General features: G+C 37.6%; 14 protein-coding genes. 11 read left to right on the forward strand and 3 right to left on the reverse strand.

The annotated features are described in order from the left end of the window. Positions 1-6: 6 nt before the first annotated feature. Genes B5X53_RS17950 through B5X53_RS17960 form a run of 3 tightly spaced genes read right to left on the reverse strand, consistent with a single transcriptional unit; the run spans position 7 to position 2,296 of the window. Positions 7-1,413, reverse strand: coding sequence for a GspE/PulE family protein (locus B5X53_RS17950; protein ID WP_101023071.1), 1,407 nt, complete (start codon positions 1,411-1,413; stop codon positions 7-9). Next, positions 1,410-1,898: a hypothetical protein gene (locus B5X53_RS17955; protein ID WP_079714596.1), complete on the reverse strand. Its 489-nt coding sequence runs from the start codon at positions 1,896-1,898 to the stop codon at positions 1,410-1,412. The genes B5X53_RS17950 and B5X53_RS17955 overlap by 4 nt, the downstream gene beginning before the upstream one ends. Further along, positions 1,895-2,296: a prepilin-type N-terminal cleavage/methylation domain-containing protein gene (locus B5X53_RS17960; protein WP_079714597.1), complete on the reverse strand. Its 402-nt coding sequence runs from the start codon at positions 2,294-2,296 to the stop codon at positions 1,895-1,897. Before B5X53_RS17960 ends, B5X53_RS17955 begins: the two co-directional genes overlap by 4 nt. Positions 2,297-2,425: 129 nt before the next feature. Here B5X53_RS17960 and B5X53_RS17965 point away from each other — a divergent pair, with 129 nt between their 5' ends. The 11 genes from B5X53_RS17965 to B5X53_RS18015 all read left to right on the forward strand — a co-directional run. Further along, a complete protein-coding gene (locus tag B5X53_RS17965; protein WP_232764104.1) occupies positions 2,426-2,962 on the forward strand; it encodes an OmpH/Skp family outer membrane protein in 537 nt (178 codons plus the stop codon). Between the two features lie 154 nt (positions 2,963-3,116). Then, positions 3,117-3,581 (forward strand): hypothetical protein, encoded by a 465-nt coding sequence (locus tag B5X53_RS17970; RefSeq protein ID WP_143533281.1) that lies wholly within the window; start codon positions 3,117-3,119, stop codon positions 3,579-3,581. A gap of 12 nt (positions 3,582-3,593) precedes the next feature. Beyond that, the gene (locus B5X53_RS17975) at positions 3,594-8,933 is read left to right on the forward strand and encodes a hypothetical protein (RefSeq protein WP_079714600.1); all 5,340 of its coding nucleotides are present in this window, start codon (positions 3,594-3,596) and stop codon (positions 8,931-8,933) included. 11 nt (positions 8,934-8,944) lie between these two features. Then, positions 8,945-12,709: an RHS repeat domain-containing protein gene (locus tag B5X53_RS17980; protein WP_079714601.1), complete on the forward strand. Its 3,765-nt coding sequence runs from the start codon at positions 8,945-8,947 to the stop codon at positions 12,707-12,709. A gap of 201 nt (positions 12,710-12,910) precedes the next feature. Then, complete coding sequence (locus B5X53_RS17985) at positions 12,911-13,648, forward strand: RHS repeat-associated core domain-containing protein (protein ID WP_262507311.1); 738 nt, start codon at positions 12,911-12,913, stop codon at positions 13,646-13,648. Positions 13,649-13,847: 199 nt separating this feature from the next. After that, positions 13,848-14,258 (forward strand): hypothetical protein, encoded by a 411-nt coding sequence (locus B5X53_RS17990; RefSeq protein ID WP_079714603.1) that lies wholly within the window; start codon positions 13,848-13,850, stop codon positions 14,256-14,258. Positions 14,259-14,445: 187 nt separating this feature from the next. Continuing rightward, positions 14,446-14,766: a hypothetical protein gene (locus tag B5X53_RS17995; RefSeq protein ID WP_101023069.1), complete on the forward strand. Its 321-nt coding sequence runs from the start codon at positions 14,446-14,448 to the stop codon at positions 14,764-14,766. Positions 14,767-14,777: 11 nt separating this feature from the next. Next, positions 14,778-14,912 carry a hypothetical protein gene (locus B5X53_RS19505; RefSeq protein ID WP_262507310.1) on the forward strand — a complete coding sequence of 45 codons (135 nt, stop codon included), beginning with the start codon at positions 14,778-14,780 and terminating at the stop codon, positions 14,910-14,912. 306 nt (positions 14,913-15,218) lie between these two features. Continuing rightward, entirely contained in the window at positions 15,219-15,665 is a 447-nt protein-coding gene (locus B5X53_RS18005; protein ID WP_101023068.1) for a hypothetical protein, read from the forward strand. Between the two features lie 382 nt (positions 15,666-16,047). Continuing rightward, positions 16,048-18,081 carry a LamG domain-containing protein gene (locus B5X53_RS18010; RefSeq protein WP_079714607.1) on the forward strand — a complete coding sequence of 678 codons (2,034 nt, stop codon included), beginning with the start codon at positions 16,048-16,050 and terminating at the stop codon, positions 18,079-18,081. A 187-nt stretch (positions 18,082-18,268) separates the two neighbouring features. Continuing rightward, positions 18,269-18,516 (forward strand): hypothetical protein (locus B5X53_RS18015; protein WP_143533282.1); only part of this gene is annotated, 248 nt, incomplete at its 3' end.

Genomic DNA, 18,516 nt, shown 5'->3' on the forward strand with positions numbered 1-18,516 from the left:
GTTTCTTTATTTAAGAAGGGAGTAGACCTCCTCAATTGAGGTTTCCCCTTCCATCAATAGTCTGATAGCGTTATTTTTTAACGTCTTTAAACCTTTCGTTTGAACATATTCTTCAATATGTTGCCGGTTTTCTTTTATAGCTACTTCTAATTCTTTTTCAATGGGTAATATTTCATAGATTGCTTGCCTTCCTAAATAGCCAGTATGGTAGCAATTGGGACAACCTACAGCCTCATAACAGAAATTTAAAGAATCTGGGGCCTCAAATCCATCAGGAAATAAATTTGCATTAACTGGAACTTTTTTCTTACATAAACCACACAGCTTACGTACCAACCTTTGGGCGATACTAAGGTTTAATGTGCTGGCAATAAGGTATGGTGGTATCCCCATATCTATGAGTCGGGAAATCGTTGCCCATGCGGAATTAGTATGGATGGTGGATAACACCAAATGACCTGTAAGAGCGGCTTTTATGGCCATTGTAGCAGTTTTTTCATCCCTAATCTCCCCAACCATGATGATATCGGGATCTTGCCTTAAAAATGTTCTAAGGGCAGCAGGGAAGTCAAACCCGATGTCTTCTTTTAGCTGCACCTGGTTAATACCTTGTAAGGTATATTCTATAGGATCTTCAATAGTTAAGATATTGCTTTCTTCAGTGTTCAGGATTTTAAGTGTACCATATAAGGTAGTGGTCTTACCAGAACCTGTAGGCCCTGAAATTAATATAATACCATTTGGTTTACGAATACCTTCCATATATAAGGCAAATTCATCTTTGGTAAAACCAAGATCGGTGAGTTTAACTTCTTCCGCATCACGTTTTAAAATACGCAGTACGATTTTCTCTCCGTGAAGGGTTGGGAGGGTGGAAACCCTAATATCAAATTCGTTACTAATAGACTTAACCGTTATACGTCCATCCTGGGATAGCCTTTTTTGGGAAATATCTAAACCAGCCTGAATTTTCACCTGATTAATTATTTGCGGATATTCTGAAGGTTCTATTAAAAATTGTTCCTTAAGTTTTCCGTCCAGTCGAAACCTAACCCTACAAGTTTCTTCCTGGGGTTCTAAATGGATATCACTACTATTATAATCCTTAGCTGTCTGCAGTAGCTGGGAGAGGAAATTTGTTTTAAAGTCCAGCTTCTGGCTTGCGGAATTTGTTCTTTGCCTGTAATTATGGGAGAGATAGGACTGGATTATGGATGTATCCTCATATTCCAATTGAATAGGAAACCCCAATAATATTTCCAATTCTTCTTTCAATTCCTGCTGGTGTGAAGAATCTGTTTTGAAAATGGTGATATCCTGTTCCTTTCCAATAGGCACTATGCGATGATGAAATGCTTGATTGGCGGTGATAATCTGTTTTAGGTTTACGGGAATACTATAGTTAGGGCTCAAATCTTATAAATATTTAAAAATTCACCTGTCCAATTTGTTATGTAAGTGAGAGTTAGGAAAAAAGAAGCATAGCCTGCGAGAGGGACACTATCCAATTCACTCGATTTTGCTATAATAAAATGGGTTAGCAGGGACGAAAGCAAAAGAGCGGCAAACACGATAATAAAACTCACCGTAGGAAAGGCCCCGGCCAAACCTATGAAAAATAATAGATCTCCAAGCCCAAATGCTTCTCGTAGAAAGGATACTTTTAACTTTAACCGGGCATATAAAAACCCCACGCTCATACAAATCATGACTATCAAGAAGTTTATTGCCAGGTTTAATATAAACACTATTTCCACAGCGTGAATAAAATGAAGGTAACCAGCTGTAATTGCAAAGACAGGAAAAAGAAACCACCAAACCATTCGATCTTTATAATCCTGATAAGTGATTATAATCAGACTTGCAATTAATAAAAATTTAAGGAAAAAGATAATCAATCCTTAATAACTTCTTTTGGGCTTCCGTTTCTGTCGATTTCCCAAACATTAAACACTCCGTCACCGTCAAAATCCACTACTGCCGTAGCTCTAACCTTGAAATTGTCCAAAGAAGTTTCAATTACCTCATACCTATAATTTGCCTCTCCTTCCTCCAATACGGTTCTTGGTGCTTCGAAATCAAGAGCTTCAAAATCAGCGGTATATTTTGAATTTAAGTACTGATATTGTTTTTGAAGGTTTGAAATATACTTCAATTGGATTTTTGCCTCTTGTGCTTTGGTCTTACTAATAAGCGGCATAAAGTTAGGAAGGGCTATAAGTAAAAGAATACCAAGTATGGCTAAAACAATTAGCATTTCCTGTAGGTTGAACGAGGGTAGTTTTTGTGCTTTCATAGTAGGGCAATACTATAAAAAGAAACGCAAGAAATTGTAAGGTGAAACCGTAAAAAAAGTAAGGTTGGTTTTTGATTTTTTAACCGTTTTAGGGATATGTTTGTTTGAAATCAAATCATCAAATTTATAATGAACAAATTATCAATCCCCCTTTCTTTTATTGCGATTGTTATAAGCTTATCTGCTTTCTTTTACCTCTCGCCAAAAGAGGAATTAGTTTATGTTGATGTAAATAGATTATTAAACGGTTATGATCGTACGGCTATTGAAAAACAAAAATTTGAAATAAAAACCAATAAACTGAAGTCCGATATGGATAGTTTAAATGTTAGTTGGCAGCAGGATTTACAAGCATACGAGAAAGACCGAATTTCTTTGAGTGAAAAAGAACTGGAAATGAAGAAGGAGGCTTTGACCAGTAAACAGCAACAGGTTAATAATTACCAAAGAGCCGTTCAGCAGCAATTGCAGGAGGAAGATAAAAAAATGACGCAGACAGTATTAAATGATATTAATGATTTTGTTAAAGGATATGGTGAGGAACATGGATACCAGCTTATATTTGGGGCTACAGGCTCAGGAAATGTGATGTATGCGCATGGGTCTAGTGATTTGACTGAAGAGGTGTTGGAAGCTTTGAATAAAGATTTTGAGAAGCGTAACTAAATATACCTGTCTTTTTGTAATACCAATTCTTTTGATGGTATGCTCCTGCTCTCCCCCTTTTCTTGAGGATCGAGAAGATATGTTGAAGTTTTTGCAGAATGAGGATAACGGTTATACAAAGCGAAAGGTTATAAATAATATTGATTTCAAGTTGATGTATAAGCCTACTGATCTTCTGGTTGATCAGCATTTAGAAAATAATTTTTCCATTCAAGAAGTTGATAGTCTTCGTGCTGCATTAAAAGATTTTATGTATTTCAACCTGGCAATCTCTAGCGACAACAGGGAAGTGCTAAATACCCTGGCTCAGGACCGTGCGGAGTTTGGTAAAATGGTAAGTACACTATCATTTAATTTTCAAGATAAAGTCAGTATGGTTACTTCGAATAAAGATACTATTCAAATGGTTGATTTTTCTTATCCTCGGATGTATGGATTAAGCCGGGCAACAAGTCTTTTACTGGTCTTTCCCGTAGAAGCTGGTTTAAGAAATTCCGCGACTATTGACGTGATTGTTGAAGATATTGGTTTTCAGACCGGGCAGGTAAAATTCAGGTATGATGTTTCTCTAATCACAAACCAACCAGAAATAAATTTTTCATCCATTCCTAAAGATTAATTTTTTGATATTATGGTTAAATATTATAATAAACCCAAAACAGGTAAAATCCTGAAGCAAAAACGGTGGCATCGAAGTGGTGCTGTTTTTCTGATTATAAATATACTTACAACTTTTTTGCCTTTTAATCTTTTCGCAAACAATGGTGGGCCTACTGCGATCGAGGCCACTTCATTTGAGCCGATTGATGCTACCGATATGGTGAATTTGGCAACTGGAGATTTTACTTATGTTTTGCCTTTGTTGAATGTACCTTCACCTGAGGGTGGTTACCCTATTGCTTTGGCCTATCATGCTGGGATTGCAATGGATCAGGAAGCAAGTTGGACAGGATTGGGCTGGAATTTAAATGCAGGAGCGATCAACAGATCGGTAAATGGTTATCCTGATGATTATAATAGGTCTAGCTTGACTGAATTTTTTTATGACGAAGGAGGAAAGGAAGTTATGCACTCTTTGTCATTAGGGTATTCTTCACCGGAAGGCATGGGTTCAGTAGGGCTTAATTTGTCCTGGGGAAGTAACAGGAGTTTGGGAGGTAGTGTAAGTATTGGTGCCGGTACTGGTCTAGATGGAGGAGGAAGTATTGGTGGCAATCTCACTGCTGGTACGGACGGAGTTGGGATGGGACTGGGCGTAACTACTGGTGGGTTATCTCTTGGCGCCAATATTTCCAGTAATGGAGCTTATGGCGGAGATATTGGGGTCGGGAATAATGATGCAGGCTTTAATGTTGGTATGAATTCGAATGGAACGGTTAATCTTGGAGTTCGTAGTGGAACTGGAAATGATAATCAGGCTCATTTAGGAGTTAGTTTATCTTCTAATAGCATTGGAATAAATGCAGGTATAACTAATTTGACTGGGAATAATGTGAATGGAGGAATTGGTACAGGTATTCAGTTCGCTTTAAATAATTCAATAAAAATGGGGGATTACACTGTTAGTTCAAGTGGATTTTTTATTCCTGTCATTGTGCCAACCCAGATTGGGATTTTTAGTATGTCTTATGGAAGACAAGAATTTAGGTATTTTTTAGGAGAATTTCATGATAATAGTGTAAGTGGTCCTCTTCATTTTAAAACAGGATATTGGAGGGTGAATTGTACAACAAGTTCGCCTCGAACTGGTTGCGGAGGGGAAGTTTTTGAAAGTTATGAGGATGCTGAAAATTTTGTTGAAGATTTTGAAGAAGAGTCAGATTGTAGATGTAGTATAAATCAGGCTAATTTTGGTGATGCTTTTATGGATATTTATGAATTACCGATTGATTCTGATTTTATTCGTAACAGTAAGATTGAAAATAACAATCCTTCCTTTCCAAATTATGATAATTATAATGTTCAGGCTCAAGGTTTGTCGGGGGGTATGTCCTCTCGATTATTCGAGAATGGAGTTTTGTTTGGGCTCTCAGGGAAAGAAAATGCTGAAGATTATTCCTTAGAGCATCCTCTTTCGGGAGCTTCTGCATCTTTAAATGCTGAAACACGTTTTGATAATCGACCGGAATTTTATTTTGAAAATGAAATAAGTTCATATTCTCCGGTAGGTGATGCAGATTTTAATAATTCTCTATCTAATTCAGAAATTTTGGATCATTTTCAGAATAATGTAATGAAGGGAGGGATTAATCGAAGAGCGAATTCAACTTTTGTAGAGTATTTTAAAAATGAGGAAATTATAAATGGCCAGGCGGAGATTATTAAACCTGAGGTAGACGGTTTTAATAGAAGTTTAAAACCTAAAGATGGAATTGGAGCATTTAAAATAACTGCAGTAGATGGAAAAACCTATCACTATAGTTTACCTGTATATAATCACGAAACGATTACTCGGACATTTGGTGTGATTTCATCGAGTCCTAATGAAGAGCAATCTTATTTTGAGAAGCGTCAATTAGAACCTTTTGCAACACATTGGTTGTTGACTGCTGTAACGGGCCCTGATTATATTGATAATAATTCTAACGGTATTCTGGATAAAGGGGATTTCGGTTATTGGGTAAGTTTTGATTATGGGAAATGGTCAGATGGCTATGTGTGGAAAGCACCTTATAAGAAAGACTATATCACTGATCCCGAAGACAATAGTGTAAAGACCTGGATAAGGGGTAGGAAAGAAATCTACTATTTGGATAAGGTGAAAACAAGAACTCATTCTGCTCTTTTTGTTAAGGAAGAGAGACAAGATGGTAATTCGGATTATTGGTCATATAAATCGGTGGTTCATGCAGAGTACTTAGATCAGAATAGTGGCGATTTCGAAGAGAGATTTAGTATACCTTCCCAAAACCTACTTCGTTTAAAAGAGATTTTATTAGTAAAGAATGATAGTTCTCTTAAAAATTCTGGAATGAATAATTCCCAACCTTTCGAGATCAATTATCATACAGATATTTCGTCGGATAGGAGAGGGTTTTACCCTATAGGTCATAGTAGAGGTGAACCAGTAGAAATTAGTATGAATTTATATGAAAATGTTTTAGAAGATAGCGATAATTTAAATTCCATTCATACGAATGCTTTAAAAGTAATAAGTTTGGATTATAACAATAATTTGTCAAACGGTAAATCTACTTTAGCAAGGGTAAACTTTAAAGGTAAAGGAGGGCGGCAATTGCTTCCGCCTTATAAGTTCGATTACGAAAATGATACTAGTTATAATTTCGATATTGATGATCGGGATGCATTTGGATATTTGGAAAATAATAATAGTATTTGGTCTTTGAACCAGATTACTACTCCTCAGGGAGGTGAAATTCAGGTTGAATATGAGAATCATAATATTAAACCTGTGGTGGGATCAAGTTTTGAATTTACGACTAATGGTGAAGAATACTCCATTGAAAAACTTAATAGCTTAAATTATAAAATATCGTCGACTAATAATCTTGGTATACATATAGGAGATGAATTGCAGTTTAAATATGATATATATTGTACATATGAGGAACCTGGTAATTGTGGTGGGCCCTGTGGATATGAAATATTTGATTGTGATTATGAAAAGCAAGCTATAGTTACAAGTGACTTAGGTAATGGTGAATACCAAATCACAATTGATGCCCATAATTGCCCTTATCCTCCAGATATGTCTTATTGTGATTCTGGAGGACGGGAGAGAATTAGTGCTATTTATTCTCAAACAGACCCAATCAACGGTTTAGGTGGAATCCGCACCTCAAAAATCACTACCACCGATGGGTTAAACAGCTATACCGCAGAATATAAATATGGAGAGAATGAAAACGGTATAGGCTATATCTCATATTTACCTTTTGCGCCCGATATAGCCCGTGAATTGCCATATAGTGCAGAATTGCCTGCACCAAAAGTAATGTATAGTGAAGTGAGCGAACAATCTAGTGCTAATGGAGAACCTTCACCTGTTAGAACCATCTATAAATTTAATGTATTAACCGAGAAATCTGAAGATAAAATAAAATTTAGTGATTTTTATGAGATTGACATTCAGAAAGAGAATTTTACCAATAATTCAGGTAAAGAGGTAGATATTAGTAAGTATGTAATAAAGGATAATTTGGCATCGCTAGGCCAATTATTGGAGGTGGCGACTTATAATAGAGAAGGGCAACTTATAAACAAAACAATTAACAATTATTATAAGCCGGGGACAACTCCTGATTCTTTGGGAATGACAAAGGAGGCGTATCAAAGTTATAAGATTGTCGATTATAATGATACTAGTAAAAAAGATAAGTGGCTAATCAATTCATCTGCACGTATTACATACCCTAATCTGATTAAGTCAACTAAGCAAATTGGTAACGGATTTGAATATAATACCGTATTCAAAAATTTAGACACAATTACTGGCAAGGCTAAAGATTTAATAACAGAATCAAGTGCTGGTGACCAAATTCGTTTTAAAAGTATTTTGGCTTATGAAAAATATCCGGCAATGGGGAGTAAAGTTTTACAGCCCTGGACCAATCCTACTATTTCCGGAAAAGCAAATATGTTAAATCAGGTAGCTGCAAACTACAGCCAGGTAAAGGATCAAAACGGGGATTGGAAAAACCTTAGTGTGAATTTTAATACCTGGATACCTCAAACCTATCAATATACCTATCAAATTGGGCAATACCCGGATCAGACGGATATAACCGAAGTGAAAGATGTTTGGAGAAAACATCAAAATTATATATGGAATGGCGATTTTGACAATCAAACCGGGATGTACATTGGTTTTAATGGTCAAGACGATGGGTTTGATTGGTCTCCCGGGCAAGGCGTTAGTCAGCCCTCTCAGTGGAAAAAGATGCAGGAAGTAACTAAATATAATAATTTCTCAAAACCTTTGGAGACCGAAGATGTCAACGAAAATAAAGTCTCAAGGAAGTTAGATGTGAACCAAAATAATATTTATTTAACAGGAGATTCAGCTTATGATGAAATTTTTTACTCCGGGGGTGAAGATGCATTGGATGAAGGAGATGTTAAAACTGATACAGATTACGTTTCTAGAACCAATACCCGTAGCCATACCGGAGAATATTCAATTGAAGTGCCTGCAAACAGAACAGGCTTTTCGGTAACTCCAGGTAGCAATAAACCATATCGGGTATCGGTATGGGTTCAGAAAGATAATTATGAAAACACACGTGTTATAAATGGGGCCGATCAAATTAATTACTCAGAAGCAGAAACCGTAATTGCAGGGGATTGGGTACAGTTGAATTTCAATGTTGACTTAACCTCGTCTTCAGATAGTAAAATTGACCTTACCACAATATCGGGTACCGCTTATTTTGATGATTTTAGGGTTTATCCTTTAAATGCCTCGGTCAACTCTTATGTCTATAATGAGTGGGATGAATTAACCCATATCCTAGGTTCTAACAACCTTGCCTCTAAATTCGAATATGATGATGTCGGAAGATTAATTAGGGAATATAAGGAAGTTGGTGATGCGGGTAACTTGACCGGTGGCTTCAAATTGGTTAAAGAACATAAATATACATATAAGGGAGTGGTTGAAATTGATGATGATGGTGATGGAGTGATCGACCCTGGTGAAGGCTATCCCGATACATCGTTGACATTGGAGGTGGATGATTCCAGCTTCCCTGAAGTCAAAGTGACTGCCCAAGCATCGGGAGGAAGTGGTAATTATGAATATCGCTGGGCGGTTGGCTATGATCCTGCTATGACCTATGGCTCCTGGGGAAGCTTGAATTCCACCTGGGCAAGTGTTTACTGTCCGGATGGTTTTGTGTTCTTTAAATGTGAAATAAAAGATTTGGTTTCGGGCGAGACCGTTGAAGAAATTGGTAATTACTTCACAGAATGTCCCGATGATCCAAATGGTCAGTTTCCGGATGAAAACTAAAATCTACTGGTATGCGAATTTTTAAAAATGTTCTATTTAGCCTAATAATTATTTTGCTTGGTGAGAAGTGTCTAGCCCAGCAAACCCCCGAACTCAGAAACTCCCTGGAAACCATTACATACAGGCTTGATGGTGATATTACTTCCAGAAGCAAGGAGTATTATAATGAGCTAGGGAAAAAGACTCAAATGCAATCTGTAGATATACTGTCCAATAAAACCTGGGCCATGCAGGTGCTTTATGACGCTTTTGGCCGTCCGGCTTTGCAAAGCCTTAGCGCCCCGATTGGAAATAGTGGGTTTTTATATAATGAAGATTTTATAAAAAAGCCGGGTGGTGGTGCTTACAGTGCTTCTGATTTCGATACTGACCAGGAAAACCCTGCTGCTGTTGGAACGCAGCAGAACAGTTTGGGATGGTACTACAGTGGAAATAATTCCAACGAACCCAACCAGGATGTTACATCCTTTCCGTTTTCAAGGACCATTTATAGTACCTTAAACCCGGGACAGGCTTTAAAAAGTATAGGTGGTAACAAGATAAATGGCGAATGGAAAAATGGTTACAGTTTTTCTATGAAGGCATCACAAGAACTATCGCAATCAGCAGCTTTTGGGGAGACCAAATATAATTCAATCAAAACCACAAAAACAGTGGTAAAGGATGTTCATGGAGTGGAAAATGTGGTATTTGCCGACACCGATGGAAATACCCTGGCAGCAGCACGTAGTGGAGGGGGAAGTGCCCGGAATATGAGCTTGTCAATAGGAGAGCAGGGGTATGTGGATATCCACGTTCCAAATGGAGGAAATGCTAACGGCTTAACCATAAATTCCTCCGGTGGGGTGGAAACCGAAGTTTTTAATTTAATAACGGAAAACCCGGTTAGTGGTTCAACTGAGGGTTTAGGAAATGGTTTTTACAGGGTTTCCATTACCAACTTAGAAAGTTATGACCCTGATGTTAATCCGGTAACGGTAAATTATAAAGAGAATTATTACGATTACAGTCTTAACCTGTATAATAAAGCGGGTATGTTAATTGCTACCAGGCAGCCATTGAACCAACTGGAAACAACTTTTAAATATGATGCTATGGGGCAACTAAACAAAACAACCAGTCCCGATGAAGGCACAGCCGAATTTAAATACAGGAAGGACGGCCAAATAAGATATTCGCAAAACGGCAAACAGGAAGTTGAAGGGGAATTTTCCTATACTAATTACGATGAAAAAGGTAGGCCTGTGGAAAGCGGAGTGCTACAAAATAATGATTTCCCGAATGCCAATCCTGATACAGCTTTACCTTCCGGGAGCCGTTCTGAGCAAAATTTTACCCTTTATGATGTACCCGACAATACCGGCCTACACACAGCCTTAACAAATAGTAGCATTCCGGTGGCCAATTATGAATCCCAGGCCTTTACCGCGGGTAATGTGGCTAAGACCTTTACCGAAAATCCCGAAACCACAACTAGCTGGTATAGTTATGATGTTTACGGGCGGGTACAATGGGTGGTGCAGGATATACCCGGACTGGGAGCCAAAACAATAGATTACGAATACGATCCAGCAACTTCTAATGTGACCAAAGTGTATTTTCAAAAGCATAATACCCAGGAATTGTTTTTACATCGTTATTCTTATAATGATGTAGGAGAACTGGTAAAGGTGGAAACTTCGGATGACGATAGCAATTTTACCGAACAGGCCGCTTATACCTATTACGAGACCGGTGCACTTAAAAGAACGGAACTTGCCGATAATCTACAGGGGATTGATTATATTTATAACCTCAATGGGGCGTTAAAAAGCATAAATAATCCCGTATTGCAGGACGACCCGGGCAATGATGTAAATGATGTATTTGGAATGGCCATAAATTACCATCATAACGATTACCAAAGGCAAAATACCCCCATTACGGTACCAACAAGTACTACCGGGCAGGACCAGTTTAATGGGAATATTAAAGGAATTACCTGGAACAATAACTATGGTGAAGAAGTACCACCGGTACAATACGAATATAATTATAACCGAAATAATTGGTTGACCGAAGCGAACTTCTATGGAGATAGCCTTAATAATATAGAACAGGATATTGTTTTGGATACCTTAATGAACAATAATAACCAGACCATACAGGCTGCCAATTCGGTGAATTTACAACCGGGGTTTGAAGTTACCGCTACCGATTCCAGTCGTTTTGTAATAGAATTAATAGAAGCAGACAGCCTTTCTAACGGGGACTTCCGGGTGTATGATATTGCCTATGATGCCAATGGTAACCTGCAAAGTTTGTCCAGAAACAAGCATACCGAAAACGGCAGTAATGAAATGGACAAGCTTAGCTATAACTATTATAATGGTGGCAACCGGTTGGAATATGTACAGGACTCGGTAACAGCTGAAACCAATGCCCCGGATATTAAAAACCAAAACCCCGGGAACTACGTATATAACAGTATTGGCCAGTTGGTCTATAACGGACAGGATGAGCTTACCTATAGTTACAATACGGCCGGATTGGTAACCCGTATAGAAAAAAGCGAACAAACTTTGGTGGAGTTTGTCTATAATGACAAAGGCCAACGGGTTGAAAAGAAAACCTATAACCAGGGCAGCCAGGTGGCCACCACGCATTATGTTAGGGATGTGGCCGGAAATGTTTTGGCGGTATATAGCAACGGACAATTGGAAGAACTTAACGTTTATGGCAATGATCGTATAGGCGTTTTTTACAAACAACTCAACACCAATTATTACGAGATTAAAGACCACCTGGGCAATGTACGCACGGTAATTGCTAAAAACGGGGAAAACGCCCTGGCCATACAGGCGAAGACAGATTACTATCCCTTTGGCATGGCGATGCCCAGTAGAAATATAGATGGACAATATCGCTACGCCTACCAGGGGCAGGAAAAGGATGATGAAACCGGGATGGAAGCTTTTGAGTTGAGGCTTTGGGACGCTAGAATTGGGCGGTGGTTAACGGTTGATCCCTATGGGCAGTTTAATAGCCCATACCTTGGAATGGGGAACAATCCAATTTCTATGGTTGATCCTGATGGAGGATATAAGAATTGGTTTCAAGCTGTTGCAGGTTGGATAGGGGGCGGTTTTAAAGGGAATATATTTAAAAGTAATGATCCAGCAACTCCACTTCATAAATATGGAATTGATAAAACAAATAGTGAAAATGGAATATTAGTTGATTTTGGCAATATCAAGGGTGATTTATTGGATGCCGGCTATTCATGGCGTTCGGATGGACAGGGTGCAATTCATTCTAGTGGAAATATTGGTAACACAAACCTTTTCGCTGAAATGGATTTTTGGAGAAGCTCTCCTTCCCAAGATTTAGCTGATTTTGGTTCAAAAATATTAGTGGATATGACTTATGGGACAGTAGAAAATATAAGTTTTTCTATTACAGGAAGAACATTTTCGGGAAATGTGCCCCAAGGTCAAAATGCATTTGAAAAACGTTTTGACAGCTTTTTGACTTTAGCCTCTGGAGGTTATACTCAAGCTGCTAAAACAGTTAAGTCAGTTAAGTCCTCAGGGAAGTTATGGAATACTTATCAAAAAAGTACCAAAGGGTTATATGATCACAAAGGAAAACATGCGAATAGCGTGAAATCACAATTTTATAAAGAGAATATTAAATTGCATAATAGTGCAGTAAAGAATATACAAAAGTCTTCAGGTATATTTAATGATGCGGGTATTATTTTCGGCCCAATAGAAAGTGCAAGTGAAAATAATTAAAGAAATAATAAATGGGTTGGCAATATTTCAGGGTAATAGGCGGATTTATCTTATGGGTTTTATTACAAAAAAAAAATCTTAAAACTTATATTGATCATAAATATTCTATTTTCATAGGCTTTGGTTTTATTGTCCTTTGCATTATAATTTTATTTATCTATGATAGATTTGCCGTTTAAATAATTAACATATGTCCTTGCGATAGAAGCCAAAACATATTACTATCCTTTTGGGGTGCCAATGCCCAGTAGAAATATAGATGGGCAATATCGCTATGCCTACCAGGGGCAGGAAAAGGATGATGAAACCGGGATGGAAGCTTTTGAGTTACGACTTTGGGATAGCAGGATAGGGCGATGGTTAACTGTTGATCCTTATTCACAACATTTTTCCCCTTATTTAGGGATGGGTAATAGCCCAATTGTTTCGATAGATCCTAATGGAGGTGCTAATTGTGGAGGGCCAAATCAACCTCCATGTCAGGTCCCAGAGATCAATTTGTTTTCAGTGAATAATAATAATTTTCCAAGCAATACAAATTGGAATGGCACTGGCCATCAAAATTATTTACAAGCCTTACTGATGCGGCAGCGTGCAGATGATTTTGCAAGAGATTTTGAAAGGTTCAAAGCCAATTTTGATGCTGGTTGGAATAACTGGGATAAAGATGGTATAGGGAATTTTTGGATGAATGCCACTGCAGGAGCGGTAGTTGGTTTCCTGGGAGCAACAATGGCGGCGCCCTATGTATTGGGAGAGGCTTCTCTAACATACGGTGCAGCAAAATTTACAGCAAGTTCTGTTGCGCAATTGGCAATAAATAAACAAATCAATTTTGCAGGTGCGGCAACCGATGCATTTCTTGTTCCTGGGGTTGGAGATATGGTAGGTTCTTCTTTTGAGTTGGGTTATAATTTAAAAAACAATAGTTTTTACTAGTCTTCTATTTTAGGAGATAAGTCCGTAAATACGGCTCTAAAGCAAGGAGCTTTAAGCAGTTTGTTTAGCTTTAAATTACACGGTTTGGATCAGTATATAGGTAACGGTGCTTCTTCCTTTATTAAAACAACTTACAACTTACCTAACCAACTTGCAAATTATGGAGTCCAAAGTAAAAGCAATTAATTTTTAACAGTTAATGAAATTAAAAAGTGAAAAAGTGTTTGGGTACATTATAGCGGGAATTATTGTTCTGGTCTTCAGTTATATGGTGACTAAAAATTTTATTAAAAAAAGCTATTTTGATAACTCGAAATTTGAAAAAAGGATCACGATTGGAGAAATAAATAAGATTGTACCAGGTGCAAAATCACCCCCATTTTTTGAGTATGAGTTTATAGTTAATGATGATTCTTATGGAGGTGCTTATATAATAGAATCTGATCTTCGAAGATTGTCAACAAAAGAATTAAAAAAATTTGTAGGGAAAAAATTTTATGTAAAATACGTAGAAAAAGATCCTAACTATAATAAATTGCTGTTTAATGAATTTATAAAGGATACTACTTTAAGTATACCATCTAGTGGGTGGTCCGAAATTCCTGAATAAGTAATGGATACGCTTTAAGAATGAATGTAATTGTTATCTGTTGCAATATTCAGTTAAGCGAACTTAGTGTTTATGGTAATTAACGAATAGGGGGTTTTCATAAACAACTTAACACCAATTATTGCGAGATTAACCACCTGGGTAATGTGCGCACTAATGGGATGCCAAAATTGGAGGGTGGTTAACTGTGGATCCCTATTCTCAGTATTTTTCACCTTATTTTGGGATGGGCAATAACCCGGTCGTTTCCATAGACCCCGATGGCGGGGCTAACTGTGGGGGACCTAACCAGAAGCCTTATCATAAAATACAGTTGCCAGAGATCAATTTGTTTGCAGTGAATACTAATAATTTCCCGAGCAATACAAATTGGAATGGCACTGGCCATCAAAATTATTTACAAGCCTTACTGATGCGGCAGCGTGCAGATGATTTTGCAAGAGATTTTGAAAGGTTCAAGGCCCCAAGTTTGATGCTGGTTGGAATAACTGGGATAAAGATGGTATAGGGAATTTTTGGATGAATGCCACTGCAGGAGCGGTAGTTGGTTCCCTGGGAGCAACAATGGCTGGGCCTTATTTAGCATTAGGAACTCTTAAGGCGGGCTTATTAAAAACCGGTGTGAGCGCCGTATCTCAAAATGGTTGTCAATAAGCAAGTTAATTTGGAAGGAACGGCAGCAGACGGATTCCTTATCCCCAGAGCTGGGGATTTTATTGGATCGAGTTTTGAAAAAGGTGTTAATTTAAAAGGTATTTATGGCAATAGTATATTGAAAAGCAAAATCGGTAAATACAGCTTTAAGGGAAGGGTTAATTAGTAGTGCCTTTAAAATGAAGTTACATGGGATGGATAAATTGTTAGGAAATGGAATGCAATCCCTTCTTATCAAATCAATTTATAATATTCCAATTAACATTTCAAATTACTCGACCCAAAGGCTTATTGATACAAACTAATATGTTGTACGTAAAAAAAAATTGGACATATTTTTTGGTAGTGTTGTTCTTGATTAGCATAATTTTCTATGGTATTCTAAAAGAGAGAAACTATAGTAACTATATTGGGGATGATAGAACTGAAAAAAGATATACAGTTGGAGAAATAGATCATTTTCAAGGGGGGGCAAAAACTTCCCCGTTTTTTGAATATTCCTATAATGTAGGTTCAAAAAGTTATTCTGATAAATTTTATATTAATGGGGAACTAAGGAAAAAGAAAAGTTCTGAATTAAAAAAATATTTGAATAAGAGGTTTTATGTGCTGTATGTATTAGAAGATCCATCTTATAGCAAATTATTAATTGAAAAACCTGTGATTGATTCGCTTTTACAAATTCAAACGGGTGGAAAAAAATTCCTTTTTAAAGTTTTATTATTGATATTTGGAATCATTGTAAGGATATAAATAATGTAGGATATTGGTATTTTCATAACGTAAGAAGAAGTATCTAGAATTTTTAATCAAACTTTTATTCAAATGATATAGTTCATAATTGAATACAGGCCAGCTTTAAAGCTTATTAGGTTTATGTGGCATCGTTGAAAATCTTTCCTTGCAGCTATTAATGTTTAATTTCTCAAATCAACTTAATAGTGTACGAGCATTTGGTGTGGCAATAACTAGGATAGTTATTCAAGTCCAGTTTATTTCGTAACATCAGAAAATCTTTTAACTGTAAAATAAATGTGTACTAGAGTAAGGTTCAACCTTACTATTTTTATTGTTGAAAATAATTAACTACAGGAAGTAAGTTCTAAATTTGATCATAATATGTAAATGCATTCATATGAGATTTTATAAAGGATTATTGTTCATAATTAGTTTACTTTTCTCAGTGGTTTTATCAGCTCAAGATTTAAATCAGGGCTTAATCGGTCGGTGGGACCTTGCTGCAGGTTCGGCGATTGATATAAGTGGGAATGGGAACAATGGAATTATTTATAATACAACTGGTACCTTAGACCGATTTGGAACCGTGAATGAAGCCTTGGACTTTAGTGGCAATGGACAAATAAGCTTTGGGAATGTTTTGGATATGGGCTTGGGAGATTTTAGCATGGGAGCATGGTTTAAAATTAATCCCGCCAATACAGGGGTATACGCTATTGCAACAAAAAAAACTTACGGGATTGGAGTGGATAATAAGCGTATAAGAGTTTATTTTGAGGGAGCTGGAACTCTAGACGTAAGGATGGGTGTAATTTCCGATGATTCTTGGCATTATGTTGCTGTAACTTTTGATAGGGATGGTTTTTTGAAAATTTATTTAGACGGGGAAGCAATTGGGTCTAGAGATATTAGTAGTTCTTCTAATACAAATGTGCAATCAACTCACCCTTTTTTTATTGGAAGATATAACAGTCCTAGTTATAGTTATAGAGGAAGCATAGATGATGTGAGAATTTATAATCGAGTACTGAGTGAAGAAGAAGTTATTCAATTATCCTTATTCAATGATTCTAATTGTACTGAGTTAATTACAAATAATGAAGAAAATATTGGAATAGGAGGTCTTCCAAACCAGAATTACGGCTTGACCGTAGAGGGCAACATTTATACCGACCAGGTAAAAGTGATGGACGTTGATACCTGGCCTGACTATGTGTTCTTCGAGGGTTACGACCTCTTGGATTTAGAAGATGTGGCTTCTTATATCGAGGAACAGGGTCATTTACCAGGTTTGCCTTCAGCAGAAGAGGTGTTATCTGATGGCATTTCACTGACACAGATGGATAAGACTAATTTGAAAAAGTTAGAAGAACTTAGTTTGTACCTGCTCGATCAGCATGATAGAATGGAGCGATTGCGTGCCCCTAAAACCCAAAAAGCCCCCGTCCTTGCTTATCGGACAGATAAGGAAAGACCTTATAATTTTGTTTTTGAGCAATCCGGGATAGCGGAAGGTAAGGGCCAGCTAAAGACAATGTCCACGGACAGTCTTTCTACAGGCAATATATACTGCGATGGAGACAATGTAGGGATTGGTGTTGCCCAAGCTTCCGGTTACCGCCTTGCTGTTTTGGGAGGTATTCTTTCTGAAGGGGTGAAGGTCTCGAGTGTTAGCAACTGGCCAGATTATGTATTCTCTGATGATTACGCCTTGCTTTCTTTGGAAGGTTTACGAGCATATATCCGTGCAAACAAACATTTACCGGGTCTTCCGAGTGCTAAAACTATCGCCCGTGAAGGGTATAGCCTATCTGAAATGGATAGGCTCCTTATGGAGAAAGTAGAGGAACTCACCCTGTACGTTATTCAACAGGAGGAGGAGTTGCAAAGCTTGTCTGGAGCGTTAGGAGTTATACTTCCTCTACGGGGTGATGAAGTTGTTTCAGACAAAACTGTTTATAAAAGCCATAACGTGGATATTGAAACCCACCTCAAAGCGCCTACCCAAAAAGAGGAACGTACTTTTCGAGATATGGCCTCGCCCCGAAGTATAGAAGCTTCTACGGAAGCTTTATGCGATGTAATTTCCTGTGATGGGGAAGGAGTTGGAATTGGGGCAGACCCGGTGGAAGGGTACCGTCTTGCAGTCTCGGGAGGTATTTTAACCCATGACATCCAGGTAGCCTCGGTGGCTAACTGGCCTGACTATGTCTTTGAAGCGGACTATAAGCTACGGGATCTTTTGAGCCTCTCGGCCTATATAGAAAGGGAAGGGCACCTGCCCGGTGTTCCTAAAGCGGAGATTTTGGGGCAGGAAGGTTACCGGTTAGAGGTTATGGATGGCTTGCTATTGGAGAAGATCGAGGAGCTCACCCTGTACCTTATCCAACAAGAGCGACAACTAACTTTTCTGGAAAGCCGCAAGCAGTAGGGTATTTAACCTACAATTATGACGTTACTTTTTTTAATTCGGCTTTACCAATCTTTTAAAGTTGAAACAGAATCTATCATTGATTTGATCTCCCGGTATATAAGGTTCAACCGTAAAAGATGTATGGTCAAATCGGACTTAGAGTATTTATTTTAAAGCTAATTTTAAAACCTAATCTTAGTTTGCAATGAAAAAAGTTTTATTCTTGTTTGTTTTTCTTTTTCTTGGCCTATTTGTTAACTCTCAGAATCTTGAAAATGGATTAATTGGACATTGGCCTCTAAATGGAGATGCGGTCGATCATAGTCTGGGCGGAAACAATGGGCAAATTTACGGAGCTATTCCAGTTCCAAATAGGTTTGGAGTGGATGATAAGGCTATGTATTTTGATGGTAAAAGCTATATATCATTTGGAAATGTTTTAAATGTGGGTTT

Source organism: Salegentibacter salinarum (genome assembly GCF_900168115.1).
In the GTDB taxonomy this organism is placed as follows: domain Bacteria; phylum Bacteroidota; class Bacteroidia; order Flavobacteriales; family Flavobacteriaceae; genus Salegentibacter; species Salegentibacter salinarum.